Origin of the sequence: Phaeovulum sp. W22_SRMD_FR3, assembly GCF_052113705.1 — a bacterium.
Classification (GTDB): domain Bacteria; phylum Pseudomonadota; class Alphaproteobacteria; order Rhodobacterales; family Rhodobacteraceae; genus JBGQOG01.
This window is the reverse complement of the sequence record NZ_JBGQOG010000018.1, coordinates 85,199-97,836: the sequence shown is the minus strand read 5'-3', so window position 1 is coordinate 97,836 and position 12,638 is coordinate 85,199. Positions and strand designations below refer to the sequence as shown.

13 protein-coding genes are annotated in these 12,638 nt (G+C 64.1%); 9 read left to right on the top strand and 4 right to left on the bottom strand.

Going from position 1 to position 12,638, the window contains the following annotated elements:
• Positions 1 to 158 precede the first annotated feature (158 nt).
• The gene (gene iolB / locus ACEN2S_RS18665; protein WP_441868978.1) at positions 159 to 971 is read left to right on the top strand and encodes a 5-deoxy-glucuronate isomerase; all 813 of its coding nucleotides are present in this window, start codon (positions 159 to 161) and stop codon (positions 969 to 971) included.
• Positions 972 to 1,006: 35 nt separating this feature from the next.
• Here the strand turns inward: iolB and ACEN2S_RS18660 are convergent, their stop codons facing one another.
• Positions 1,007 to 1,393, bottom strand: a complete 387-nt coding sequence (locus tag ACEN2S_RS18660) for a hypothetical protein (RefSeq protein WP_441868975.1) — start codon at positions 1,391 to 1,393, stop codon at positions 1,007 to 1,009.
• 204 nt (positions 1,394 to 1,597) lie between these two features.
• On the opposite strand from ACEN2S_RS18660, the gene ACEN2S_RS18655 reads away from it, so the two are divergent.
• From ACEN2S_RS18655 to ACEN2S_RS18630, 6 genes are all read left to right on the top strand, one after another.
• Positions 1,598 to 2,632: a sensor histidine kinase gene (locus ACEN2S_RS18655; protein WP_441868972.1), complete on the top strand. Its 1,035-nt coding sequence runs from the start codon at positions 1,598 to 1,600 to the stop codon at positions 2,630 to 2,632.
• Positions 2,633 to 2,713: 81 nt separating this feature from the next.
• Complete coding sequence (locus ACEN2S_RS18650) at positions 2,714 to 4,339, top strand: alpha-D-glucose phosphate-specific phosphoglucomutase (protein WP_441868969.1); 1,626 nt, start codon at positions 2,714 to 2,716, stop codon at positions 4,337 to 4,339.
• Between the two features lie 283 nt (positions 4,340 to 4,622).
• Positions 4,623 to 5,321 carry a ribulose-phosphate 3-epimerase gene (gene rpe / locus ACEN2S_RS18645; protein ID WP_441868966.1) on the top strand — a complete coding sequence of 233 codons (699 nt, stop codon included), beginning with the start codon at positions 4,623 to 4,625 and terminating at the stop codon, positions 5,319 to 5,321.
• Between the two features lie 153 nt (positions 5,322 to 5,474).
• The gene (gene gph, locus ACEN2S_RS18640; protein WP_441868963.1) at positions 5,475 to 6,146 is read left to right on the top strand and encodes a phosphoglycolate phosphatase; all 672 of its coding nucleotides are present in this window, start codon (positions 5,475 to 5,477) and stop codon (positions 6,144 to 6,146) included.
• A gap of 138 nt (positions 6,147 to 6,284) precedes the next feature.
• A complete protein-coding gene (locus tag ACEN2S_RS18635; RefSeq protein WP_441868960.1) occupies positions 6,285 to 6,713 on the top strand; it encodes a TIGR01244 family sulfur transferase in 429 nt (142 codons plus the stop codon).
• 224 nt (positions 6,714 to 6,937) lie between these two features.
• The gene (locus ACEN2S_RS18630) at positions 6,938 to 7,687 is read left to right on the top strand and encodes a helix-turn-helix transcriptional regulator (RefSeq protein WP_441868957.1); all 750 of its coding nucleotides are present in this window, start codon (positions 6,938 to 6,940) and stop codon (positions 7,685 to 7,687) included.
• 489 nt (positions 7,688 to 8,176) lie between these two features.
• On the opposite strand, the gene ACEN2S_RS18625 is transcribed toward ACEN2S_RS18630, so the two are convergent.
• The 3 genes from ACEN2S_RS18625 to rpsB all read right to left on the bottom strand — a co-directional run bounded on the left by ACEN2S_RS18625 (position 8,177) and on the right by rpsB (position 10,431).
• The gene (locus ACEN2S_RS18625; protein WP_441868954.1) at positions 8,177 to 8,419 is read right to left on the bottom strand and encodes a hypothetical protein; all 243 of its coding nucleotides are present in this window, start codon (positions 8,417 to 8,419) and stop codon (positions 8,177 to 8,179) included.
• Positions 8,420 to 8,671: 252 nt separating this feature from the next.
• Positions 8,672 to 9,550 carry a translation elongation factor Ts gene (gene tsf / locus ACEN2S_RS18620; RefSeq protein WP_441868951.1) on the bottom strand — a complete coding sequence of 293 codons (879 nt, stop codon included), beginning with the start codon at positions 9,548 to 9,550 and terminating at the stop codon, positions 8,672 to 8,674.
• A gap of 116 nt (positions 9,551 to 9,666) precedes the next feature.
• Positions 9,667 to 10,431 carry a 30S ribosomal protein S2 gene (gene rpsB, locus ACEN2S_RS18615; protein ID WP_441868948.1) on the bottom strand — a complete coding sequence of 255 codons (765 nt, stop codon included), beginning with the start codon at positions 10,429 to 10,431 and terminating at the stop codon, positions 9,667 to 9,669.
• Between the two features lie 315 nt (positions 10,432 to 10,746).
• Here rpsB and ACEN2S_RS18610 point away from each other — a divergent pair, with 315 nt between their 5' ends.
• The gene (locus tag ACEN2S_RS18610) at positions 10,747 to 11,652 is read left to right on the top strand and encodes a PfkB family carbohydrate kinase (protein WP_441868945.1); all 906 of its coding nucleotides are present in this window, start codon (positions 10,747 to 10,749) and stop codon (positions 11,650 to 11,652) included.
• Entirely contained in the window at positions 11,649 to 12,566 is a 918-nt protein-coding gene (locus tag ACEN2S_RS18605) for a pseudouridine-5'-phosphate glycosidase (protein WP_441868942.1), read from the top strand. The genes ACEN2S_RS18610 and ACEN2S_RS18605 overlap by 4 nt, the downstream gene beginning before the upstream one ends.
• Positions 12,567 to 12,638 lie beyond the last annotated feature (72 nt).

The window sequence follows — 12,638 nt, the reverse complement described above, 5'->3', positions numbered from 1 at the left end:
TTGTTTTTTTCCGGTCTGGGGGGGGGGCGGGGTGGGGGTTTTTCCTATGCGAAGCAAGAGGGGGTGGGGGTTTTTGCCTGTGGGGGGGGGGGGGGGTGGGGGTTTTTTCCCCCCCCGGGGCCCCCCAGGATATTTCCAACGAAGCAAGGATGAAGACCATGGCGGATCTGCTGCGCAAACCTTTTGGAACGCATGGGAAAGTCCATGAAATCACCCCGGTTTCGGCGGGGTGGCGCTATGTGGGCTTTTCACTCTATCGCTTGCGGGCGGGGGAGACGGTGGGCGAGGCCACGGGCGCCAATGAGGTGATCCTGGTGCTGGTGGAGGGCAAGGCGCGGCTGACGGCCGCCGGGCAGGATTTCGGCCTGATGGGCGAGCGGATGGATGTGTTTGAGAAAACCGCGCCGCATTGCCTCTATGTGCCGAATGGCGAGGCCTGGGAGGCGGTGGCGGAAACCGAATTGACGCTGGCGGTTTGCGCCGCACCGGGCCAGGGCGGGCACAAGGCGCGCAGGATCGGGCCGGAGGGCATCTCCCTGACCCAGCGCGGCACCGGGGCGAACACGCGGTTTATCAACAATATCGCGATGGAGAACGAGGATTATGCCGACAGCCTGTTGGTAACGGAAGTTTTCACCCCCTCGGGCAATTGGTCCTCCTATCCCAGCCACCGGCATGATGAAGATGATTTCCCCCGGATGACCTATCTGGAGGAGACATATTATCACCGGCTGAATCCGGCGCAGGGCTATGGGCTGCAGCGGGTCTATACCGAGGATGGCACCCTCGATGAGGTGATGGCGGTCAAGAACCATGACGTTGTGCTGGTGCCGCGCGGGCATCATCCCTGCGGTGTGCCCTATGGCTATGAGATGTATTACCTCAATGTCATGGCCGGGCCCTTGCGCAAATGGCGGTTCGAGAATGATCCGGACCACGATTGGATCTGGCAACGCGACAATGCCAAGTGAGACACAGCGCCACCGGGGATCACCCCGGTGGCGTTCTAGATTTCGAGCACTTCAAAATCGAGGCCGCGGGCTTTTGCGCGCAGCTCGCTCCGGATCATCATCAGATTCGGCATCGTCGGCGCGATGGCGCGCAGGCTGCCGCGGAATTTCAGCTCATGCAGGCGCTGGAGCACGTCCAGAATGTCGTAGCGCGCCGTCATCAGCGGCGCCAGAACCACGTCGGGGTGATAGCGCTCAAGCACGAAACGGTCGAGCTCGGCAAAGGTGATCAGGGTCACGCTGGCACCGGTGACGCCGCGCAGGGCCGCCGGCAGCTTCAGGATCGGTTCGATCACCAGCACGCGGCGGCGGCTGCACAGCTGTGCCAGCGGCCGGGAGGGCGGTGTGATCCGCGCAATGGGCTGGCCAGTCTGATGCGCCATGCGCCCCTTTTCCATGCTGTTGCGGTGCCAAGTGATGTCAAAAGATATAAATGCACGCTTAGGTTTAGCCTCCGGTTCATCCGCTCACAATTGCAATATTGTGAAAAATGAGAAAGGTCGCGCCCTTGCCTTCTTTATGACCCGACGTGCCAATGGTTTACTCTGTTCCACATTTCGGCGAGGGTCGCGCCAGGGGTCAGGGAGATGCGGATGCAGGACGGTTTGAACGCGGCGATTTTGGAAGCCTTGCCGATGCCGGTTTTGATCGTGGACCGGCAGGAACGGGTGATCGTGGCCAATGCCGCCTCGCGGCAGATTTTTGGCGAAGCCGTGCAGGGGCGCACCTTTGCCACTGTGTTGCGGCAGCCCGCCTTGATGTCGGCGCTGGAGGCGGCGCTCCGGCGCGGCGATCAGGGGCGCGTCCGCTGCCTCATTCAGGGCGCGGGGCGCGAGATGGTCGCGATGGTCAGCTGCGCGCCGATCGGCAGCGGTGCCATGCTGAGTTTTGAGGATGTGACCGCGCTGGAAGAAGCCGAGGCGATGCGGCGCGATTTCGTGGCCAATGTCAGCCATGAATTGCGCACGCCCTTGACCGCGCTGATGGGGTTTATCGAGACGCTGCGCGGCGCGGCGCGCGACGATCCTGCTGCGCGCGAGCGGTTTTTGAGCATCATGGACCGCGAGGCGAACCGCATGAACCGTCTGGTGGCGGATCTGCTGTCGCTGAGCCGGGTTGAGGCCGAGGAGCGCAAGCGCCCGGCGCAAAGGGTGGATGTCGTCTCGCTGGTGCAAAGCGCGCTGGTGACGCTGCGCCCGCAGGCCGAGGCGGCGGGGGTCAACCTGCTGCTGGAGGGCGGTGATGCGGCCATCGTGATTCCCGCCGATCCCGATCAGCTGACACAGGTTTTCACCAATCTCATTGAAAACGCGGTGAAATATGGCGGCAGCGGCGGTGAGGTGACGGCAAGGATCAGCCGGATCCCGCATGAGGCGGGCCTGCGTGGCCCGGCGGTGAAGATCATGGTGATCGACAAGGGCGACGGGATTGATCCTTTGCATCTGCCGCGCCTGACCGAGCGTTTCTACCGTGTCGACACCCACCGCTCGCGCGAGCAGGGCGGCACCGGGCTGGGGCTGGCCATCGTCAAACATATCGTCAACCGCCACCGCGGCCGCATGCGGGTGGAGAGCCAGAAAGGGCAGGGCAGCTCGTTTATCGTGACGCTGCCCGAAACCTGATTTAACCTGACCGCAGGCGGATCCCGTGCTTTGGCCCGGCGGGGGATTCTCCGGCATTTTAGACACCACTTGGGAGATGTTATGACCCGCCACGCCACCACGCCGATCCCGGGGCAAAAACCCGGCACCTCGGGCCTGCGCAAGAAGACGCCGGTGTTTTCCGCACCCGGCTATCTGGAGAATTTCGTACAGGCGACCTTTGATGCCCTTGGCGGGGTGACGGGCAAGACGCTCGTCCTCGGGGGCGACGGGCGCTATTTCGGGGACACTGCCACGCAGATCATCCTGAAAATGGCGGCGGCGAATGGCGCGGCGCGGGTGATCGTGGGGCAGGGTGCGTGGCTCTCGACGCCCGCCGCCTCGCATCTGATCCGGCTGCGCGGGGCGGATGGCGGGCTGATCCTCTCGGCCAGCCACAACCCCGGCGGGCCGGAGGAAGATTTCGGCGTCAAATACAATATGGGCAATGGCGGCCCGGCGCCGGAAGCGGTGACCGAGGCGATCTATGCCCGAACGCAAGTGATTGATTTTTATCTTAAACTTGAGGCGCCGGACGTGGATCTGGGGGCTTTGGGCGACCAGCATCTGGGCGATATGGTGGTCGAGGTCGTCGACCCGGTCGCCGATTACGCCGATCTGATGGAGACGCTGTTCGATTTTCCGGCGCTGAAGGCGATGTTCGCGGGCGGCTTCCGCATGCGCATGGACAGCATGAACGCGATCACCGGGCCTTATGCGGTTGAAATCCTTGAGAAACGTCTGGGTGCAGCACCGGGCACGGTGGTGCATGCTACGCCCTTGCCAGATTTTGGCGGCATGCATCCCGATCCGAACCCGACCTGGGCGCATGAGCTGATGGCCGAGATGATGGGCGCGAATGCCCCCGATTTCGGCGCCGCTTCGGACGGTGACGGCGACCGCAACATGATCCTCGGCGCGGGTTGCTATGTGAGCCCCTCGGACAGTCTGGCGGTGCTGGCGGCCAATGCGCATCTGGCGCCAGGCTATGCGGGCGGGCTGAAGGGCGTGGCGCGCTCGATGCCGACCTCGGCGGCGGTGGACCGGGTGGCGGCGGCCATGGGGATCGAGGCGCATGAGACGCCGACGGGCTGGAAATTCTTCGGCAATCTGCTGGATGCGGGCCGCTGCACCATTTGCGGCGAAGAGAGCTTTGGCACCGGTTCGGACCATGTGCGCGAAAAGGACGGGCTCTGGGCGGTTCTCCTGTGGCTGAACATTCTCGCCGCCACTGGCAAAAGCGTGGCCGAGCTTCTGGCCGATCACTGGGCCACATACGGGCGCAACTATTACTCGCGCCACGACTATGACGCGCTGCCGGTCGATCAGGCCAATGCGCTGATGGGCGATCTGCGCGCGCGGCTGGGCGATCTGCCGGGCGCGGAGGTGAATGGCATGACGATCCGCGCGGCGGATGATTTTGCCTATCACGATCCGATCGACGCCTCGGTGTCAAAGTCGCAAGGGCTGCGGATCATCTTTGCCGATGACAGCCGGATCGTGCTGCGGCTCTCGGGCACCGGCACCGAGGGGGCGACCTTGCGCGTCTATCTTGAGCGCTATGTGGCGGGCCCGGAGGGTCTGGCCGAGGATCCGCAGCAGGCGCTGGCACCGATGATCGCGGCGGTCGAGGCGCTGGCCGGGGTGGCGGCTCGCACCGGGCGCAGCGGGCCGGATGTGATCACCTGAGCCGGTCAACAGCACCTTTGGCTGCGGAGACTTTACCGCAGCCAAAGACCAGCCGTTCTCTGGCGGATGTTGCACGGCGGGAAGGACAGGATCCCAGCAGATATTGGCCGCAGATATTGGAAGTATCAAAGTACTGATAATCAGTATTATGTAAATATATTGACGTGGCAATCCCACAGTTTACCGCAATACCGGTTAAAAACCGCCCCGTCCGACGTGCGCTGCTTTGCCATTGTCGCAAAAGATTGGTAATTGCGGCCAAGACCTTTTGGAGGAGATCCCGATGAGCTTCGCGTTTGACCGCCGTATCAAGATCGCCCCGTCGATCCTCTCGGCTGATTTTGCCAATTTCGGTGCGGAATGCCGCGCGATCGAGGCCGAGGGTGCCGACTGGGTGCATGTCGACGTGATGGATGGGCATTTCGTGCCCAACATCACCTTTGGCCCGGCCACCTGTGCCGCGATCCGGCCGCATATCAAGGGCGTGATGGATGTGCATCTGATGATCGCCCCGGTGGACCCCTATATCGAGGCCTTCGCCGCCGCGGGCGCCGATGTGATCACCGCCCATGCCGAGGCCGGTCCGCATGTGCACCGCACCTTGCAGGCGATCCGCAATGCCGGTGCCAAGGCCGGTCTCGCTCTCAACCCCGGCACCGGGTTGGATGGCGTCGAAAACCTGCTCGACATGGTGGATCTGATCTGTGTGATGACAGTGAACCCGGGCTTTGGCGGGCAGAAATTCATTCACAGCCAGGTGGATAAGATCCGCCGCCTGCGCGCGCTGATCGGCGAGCGTCCGATTCACATCGAGATTGACGGCGGTGTGACGCCGGAAACCGCGCCTTTGGTGGCGGCGGCGGGTGCCGATGTGCTGGTGGCCGGTTCGGCGGTGTTCAAAGGCGGCTCGGTCGGCGATCCCGCACCTTATGGTGCCAATATTCGCGCCATTCGTGCTGCGGCTGAGGCATCCCTCGGTTGAAGCACCCTGCCCGCCCTGCCTGCAAGGCCGCCTGCTCTTGTAGGTTGAACCGCCTTGCGTAAACTCAACCAAGGCCTGCGGATTGCGGGCGCAGGATGAATAGGACCGCCGGATGTTGACCCGAGAGACCATGCGTCGCGGCCGGACGCGCCGATGAGGCCGCCGGTTCCGCTGATCTTTGACCTGGACGGCACGCTGATCGACAGTGCCCCCGATCTGCACGCCACCGCCAATGCCGTACTTGCGGCCGAAGGCCTGCCCGGTGTCACGCTGCCGCAACTGCGCAGCTATATCGGCAATGGGGTCCGGCATCTGGTCGACTGCCTGCTGAAGGCGGACAACCGCCCCGTCAGCGGCCCGCTGCAGGCGCGGGTTCTGGCGGCCTATATGGCCCGCTATGAGGCGGCGGTGACGCTGACCTATCCCTATCCCGGGGTGCGCGCGGCGCTTGAGGGGTTCCGGCGTGCCGGGCACCGGATGGCGATCTGCACCAACAAACCGATGGCTGCGACAATGTCGGTCCTCAAGCATCTGAAGATGAATGAGTATTTTGATGTCGTGATCGCCGGCGACAGTCTGGAACTCCGCAAGCCCGACCCGGCGCCTTTGCTGCTGGCGCGCGCACGGCTGGGCGGTGACGAGGCGCTCTATATCGGTGACAGCGAAGTGGATGCCGCCACCGCCGCCGCGGCCCGGATGCGGTTTCTCGTCTATACCGAGGGCTACCGCAAAGGGCCGGTCGATGCGATGCCGCATGTTGCGGCCTTTGACGATTTCGCCGCACTGCCGGGGATCGTGGCGCAGATCCGGGCCGACGTTCCCTGATTGCGCCCGGTGACGCCGATCGCGGCGGGGCGAAAAGGGCTTTGCGTCACCCCGGCCGGGACGTTACATCTGCGTCAGCGCCCCTTCCCAACCAGCCGGGGCTGAGACAAGCGGGCAGCGCCCGGATCGGAGAGACGGATGGACTTGCGACAGATCACGCCGGATTTTGCGGTGGCCCCGCAGATCACCCTGGAGGACGTTGCGGCGATTGCGGCGGCCGGGTTTCGCACCCTGCTGAACAACCGCCCCGACGATGAAATCGGGGCCGAGCTGGACGCCGCCGCCATGGAAAAAGCTGCGCGGGCGGCCGGTCTGGAGTATCGGCATCTGCCGTTCTGGCCCGGGCAGATGACCCGCGATCTGGTCGAGGGGTTCGAGGCGGCGCTGGCCGAATGCCCGGCTCCGGTGCTGGCCTACTGCCGTTCGGGGACGCGCTCTTCCAATCTCTGGGCAATGGCGCAGGCCGGGCATCTCGAGATCGAGACCATCCTCAGTGCCACCGCAGAGGCGGGCTATGATCTGGGATCGCTGGTCCCTGCCCTCGCCGCGCGCGCAGCCAGCCGCTGATCGGGCAGGCCCCGGGGGGCGGGCATATGGGCCCGTACCCACCGCCGGGGCACCCGCGCCGCAAGAGAGGCTTTTCCCGTAAGAGTCGGGCAAAGCTGCAAAACCACGCCTCGCGACTCGACAGCCGGGCTGGAAACTGTCACAAAACATCACAGGGGTTAAGTACCGACCGGGAATTGCAACCGGCAGGTTACACTTCTGAGGTGGTGGCGGGGGCCATTAGAATGTTGAGTTTTTTAGAACAGCTCGTGCAGGCCAAACATATTCAGGACATTTGGTCTTTATATGCTGCCCGCATGGAAGAATACGGCTTTGACCGCCTGATCTACGGGCTGACACGGTTCCGCACGGTCAACTCGCTGGGGGATCTCGCGGATACGTTGATGCTCTCGACGCATGAGAAATCCTATACAGATGCTTTCGTCTGGGGGGGCGCCTATCAAAAGGCGCCGATGGTCACCTGGGCTGCCGAGAATGAGGGTGTCTGTTCCTGGAGTGTGGTCGAGGACCGGATGCGTGCGGGCCAGCTCAGCGAAGAGGAAATGGGCGTCCTCCTCCTCAATCAGAAATACGGCGTTGTTGCGGGCTACACGATCAGCTTTCCCGCCATGTCGATGCGGCAGAAAGGCGCGATGGGGCTGTGCGGCCGCCCCGGCCTGAGCCAGGCCGATGTCGATGTCCTCTGGGCCGAGCATGGCCGCGAAATCATGGTGCTGAGCACGCTGGTCCATCTGCGGATTTCCACCATGCCGCATGCCTCTGCGCGGCGGCCGCTGACACCGCGGCAGCGCGAGGTGCTGGAATGGGTCGGTGAGGGGAAAACCACGGCCGACATCGCTGTCATCATGGGGTTGACCTCGGCCACGGTCGAGAAACATCTGCGTCTGGCCCGCGAAGTTCTCGATGTCGATACCACCGCGCAGGCGGTGTTGAAGGCCTCGGTGCAGAACCAGATTTTCATGACCGGGAAGTGACATTTTCGCACTCTCGAAAGTATGGTTTTCCAGACTTTCGTTGGGTCAGAAATGGCGGCATGGTGCAGGCGTTCCAAGAGTGGTGGCTTTGGCCAGGAACATGCGAAAAAGCGCCGGTCAGCATAGAGGCTGGGGTTGTTTCGTTCCGGGTTACCGGTTCCGGTCCGTGGGGCTTATTTCAGCTCTGTTGATCGGGGTGACGCGTCAGTCCTCATCCCCAGCCAGGTCGGCGTTGTCGGGGCGGTGCGGTCCGGTTGGATCGCACCGCCCTGTGCCTTTTGCGGGGCCGGGTCTGAGGCATGGCACCGCCGGGTCTGCGGCGCGGTGCCCTTGGCTGTCTGGTCCCTGCCCCCTGCCCGGCCGCCTGCCCGACAGCCCCTGTCGCGTGCCCCTGTCGCGCGCGGCGTTGAACACTGAAAACGCGCTCGCGGATATCCGCCGCGCCGGATTGCGGTGGCGCGCAGGCCGCTGTCATCGGCAGATCTGGCGTCAACGGACCTTGAAGACGTGTTTCCAGATGGTCCCGCCGAAAAATTTCTTCCCTGCCCAGAAATAGACGAACATCAGAACAAAGAGCATAAGGGCGGGCCCACCGCTCAGGTGAAAGCCTGTCTCTGTCGTGCCGCCCGAAAACACAGCAATCAGATAGCCAAGCAAAAAGAACGCGGTGATGAAATCAAGAAGTGCTGCGAGAATAATGCGCCAATGCGCCACGGGCTGTTCGCCGCTCATGTTTACCGTCCATGCATTGCAAAAGATTCGGGTAAGTACCCGTCCGATAGGCGTTTTGAGCCCGTCAGGACCCATTTTCCGGACCCTATAGGGCGTATCAGAACGGGTCAAAGGCAATCCGGTCGAGGCCCCCGATCCGCAGCCCGCGATCCGGGGCCCCGGTGTTGCGCCCGCTCCGGTTCGGCCGCCCCTTGCGCCGGACAGCAAAAAGCCGGCCCCGCAGGACCGGCTTTTCGCGTAACGTCGAAGAAATCAGGCGCCTTGCAGCGTCTTGGCAACTTCTGCCGCGAAATCTTCTTCTTTTTTCTCGATGCCTTCGCCCACTTCGACGCGGGCAAAGCCCACGACTTCAACGCCGGCTTCTTTCGCGGCCTGCGCCACGGTCAGATCCGGGTTGATGACGAATTTCTGGCCGAGCAGCGTCACTTCTTCAAAGAATTTCGCCATACGGCCGACGATCATCTTTTCGATCACCGCGTCCGGCTTGCCCGATTCACGGGCTTGCTCGGTCAGAACGGCTTTTTCACGCTCGATCAGCGCCGGGTCCAGATCGGCTTCGCCGAGCGAGGCCGGGTTGGTGGCGGCGATGTGCATGGCGATCTGTTTGCCGATGCCGTTGTCGGCACCTTTCAGCGCAACCAGCACGCCGATCTTGCCCATGTCGGTGGCGGCGGCATTGTGCACATAGGTCACAACCACATCGCCCTCGACGCGCACGAGGCGACGCACGGACATGTTCTCGCCGATCACGGCGATGGCTTCGTTCACCACGGTCTCGACCGGCTTGCCGCCGAGATCGGCCGCTTTCAGCGCGTCAACGTCCGCAGCACCCAAGGCCACTTTCGCGATGCTCGCCACCATCTTCTGGAAGTCGCCGTTCTTGGCAACGAAGTCGGTTTCCGAGTTCACTTCGACCGCAACGCCAACGCCGCCGTCAACGGCAACGCCCACGAGGCCCTCAGCCGCAACGCGGCCCGATTTCTTGGCGGCTTTCGCCAGACCCTTGGTGCGCAGCCAATCGACCGCGGCTTCCATGTCGCCATCGGTTTCAACAAGCGCTTTTTTCGCGTCCATCATGCCTGCGCCGGTGCTTTCGCGCAGTTCTTTCACCATCTGAGCGGTGACGGCCATGGCGGCTCTCCTCGAATTTGAAATGTGGTCAGGCGGGGAATATCCCCGCCCGATGTCAATCAGGTGACAGGCGCACGCAAAGTTACCTCGCCGCGCCCGTCCCCCCGCAGCAAGGCTCAGGCCTCGGCGGCGTCTTCCAGAACTTCCACCGGCGCATCGGTCAGCGCGCCGAGGTCGACACCGGCAGCGCCCATCTGAGCGGTCATGCCGTCCAGAGCTGCGCGGCTCACCAGGTCGCAGTAGAGCGAGATCGCACGGGCGGCGTCGTCGTTGCCCGGGATCACATAGTCCACGCCTTTGGGCGAGCAGTTGGTGTCAACCACGGCCACAACCGGGATGCCCAGTTTCTGCGCTTCCAGGATCGCCAGATCTTCTTTGTTCACGTCGATGATGAACAGAAGGTCCGGAAGGCCGCCCATGTCGCGGATGCCGCCGAGCGAAGCTTGCAGTTTGTTCTGCTCGCGCTCCATGCCCAGACGCTCTTTCTTGGTCAGGCCTTCAGCGCCGTGCTCCATGATCTCGTCGATCTGCTTCAGACGCGCGATCGATTGCGACACGGTTTTCCAGTTGGTGAGCGTGCCGCCCAGCCAGCGGTGATTCATGTAGAACTGCGCCGATTTCTCGGCAGCATCGGCCACGGCTTTTTGCGCCTGACGCTTGGTGCCCACGAAGAGCACGCGGCCGCCTTTGGCGACGGTGTCGCGCACGACCTGCAGAGCGGCGTCCAGCATCGGGACGGTCTGGGTCAGGTCGAGAATGTGGATACCATTGCGGTCGCCATAGATGTACTCGGCCATCCGCGGGTTCCAGCGTTGGGTCTGGTGGCCGTAGTGAACGCCAGCTTCCAAGAGCTGACGCATGGAGAATTCGGGCAGTGCCATCGTCCGTGTCCTTTCCGGTTTCGATCCTCAGCGGGGCGTTTCAGGGCTCTCGCCCAACCGGCGGACCTTTGAGGATTTCTCCCTCATTGGCCCAACCCCACCTGTGAAGTGCGCGCCCCTTAGCGCGGATTGGGCGGCCATGCAAGGCCCCTGCCCTAATTTCGCGCCCGAAACCGGCCTGGGAACGCTCCGCGGGGGATATTTGGAACGAAGCAAGCCTGAGCCCGCGCAAATTGCTTCGTTCCAAATATCCCCGCCGGAGGCATCCGAACTCTCCGCTTGCACGCGGATCGGACCTTGGGCAGGAAGGTGCCCATGAAACAGCAACCCGACATATTGTGCATCGGCTCGGTCCTGTGGGACATCATCGGCCGCGCCCCGGTGCATATGCGCGCAGGCTCTGACGTGCCCGGCCGCATCACCCGTCTGCCGGGCGGCGTCGCGATGAACATCGCGATGACGCTGGCGCGTTTTGGCCTGACGCCCGGGCTTTTATCCGCGGTGGGCCGCGATCCCGAGGGCGACGAGCTGGTCGCCGCGGCCGAGCGGATGGGGCTGATCTGCGCGCATCTCTACCGCTCCGAGGATCTGCCGACTGACCGCTATATGGCGGTGGAGGGCGGCAATGGTCTGATCGCGGCCATTGCGGATGCGCATTCGCTGGAGGCGGTGGGCGACAAGATCCTGCGGCCGCTGGCGGATGGCCGTCTGGGCTCAGCCGAGGCGCCCTGGGCCGGGCCGATCGCGCTCGACGGCAATCTGACCGAGGCGCTGTTGTCTGAGATCGCGGGATCCCCGCTCTTTGCCGCCGCCGATCTGCGGGTGGCGCCTGCCAGCCCCGGCAAGGCCGAGCGGCTGTTGCCGCTGATGGATCACCCGCGCGCCACGCTCTATGTCAATCTGGAGGAGGCCGGCCTGCTCTGTCAGTCCAGCTTTGACGATGCCGGGGCCGCCGCCGAGGGGCTGCTTGCGCGCGGTGCCGCGCGGGTGCTGGTGACCGACGGCGGCAAGGCTGCCGCCGATGGTGCGCGGCATGGCCCCGATGCAGGCGTGATCCTCGCCGCCCCGCGCAGCGTCATGGTGACCCGTGTCACCGGCGCGGGCGATACATTCATGGCCGCGCATCTTGTGGCCGAAACCCGCGGGGCCGACCGCGCCACCGCCCTTGCCGCCGCCCTTGAGGCCGCTGCCCGTTACGTATCCGGAGATATTGCCACATGACCGCCCTGCCCCTGATCTATGCCCCCGACGTCCGTCTGGCCCTCGAGAACCGCCAGCCGGTGGTGGCGCTGGAATCCACCATCATCACCCATGGCATGCCCTATCCGCAAAACCTTGAGACCGCGCAGCGGGTCGAGGCCGAGGTGCGCGCGCATGGGGCGGTGCCTGCCACCATCGCGGTGATGAACGGCCAGATCCACATCGGCCTGACCCCGGAGGCGCTGGAGGCTTTGGCGCAAGCGAAAGATGTGATGAAGATCAGCCGCGCCGATATTGCCGCCTGTCTGGCGATGGGCCGGGTTGGGGCGACCACCGTTGCCGCCACGATGATCTGCGCGGCGCTGGCCGGGATTTCGGTCTTTGCCACCGGCGGCATCGGCGGTGTGCACCGCGGGGCCGAGCTGAGCTTTGATATCTCGGCCGATCTGCGCGAATTGTCCGAGACGCGGGTGACGGTGGTTGCCGCCGGGGCGAAGGCGATTCTCGACCTGCCGAAAACGCTGGAGGTGCTGGAGACTCTGGGCGTGCCGGTGATCGCGCTGGGGCAGAACGCCTTCCCGGCCTTCTGGTCGCGCGATTCCGGCCTGCCCGCCCCCCTGCGGATGGACAGCGCCGCCGAGATCGCCGCCGCCCATCTGATGCGCGCCCGCATCGGCCTGCCGGGCGGCCAGCTGATCGCCAATCCGATTCCCGCCGCCGCCGAAATCCCGCGCGACGTGATCACCCCGGTGATCGAAACCGCGCTGGCCGAGGCCGAAGCACAGGGGATTGCCGCGAAAGAGGTGACGCCCTTCCTGCTGCAGCGCATCTTTGAGCTGACCGAAGGCGCATCGCTTGCCTCGAATATCGAGCTTGTTTTGAACAATGCGCGGTTGGCGGCAGCGATTGCGGTGGAAATCACCCGTCAACGCTAAGCCGCCCATTGCAGGGCGCGTGGGGCCTGCCTAGATATGGATCCAGCACGACCACGCGCCTTGCGCCTGCCC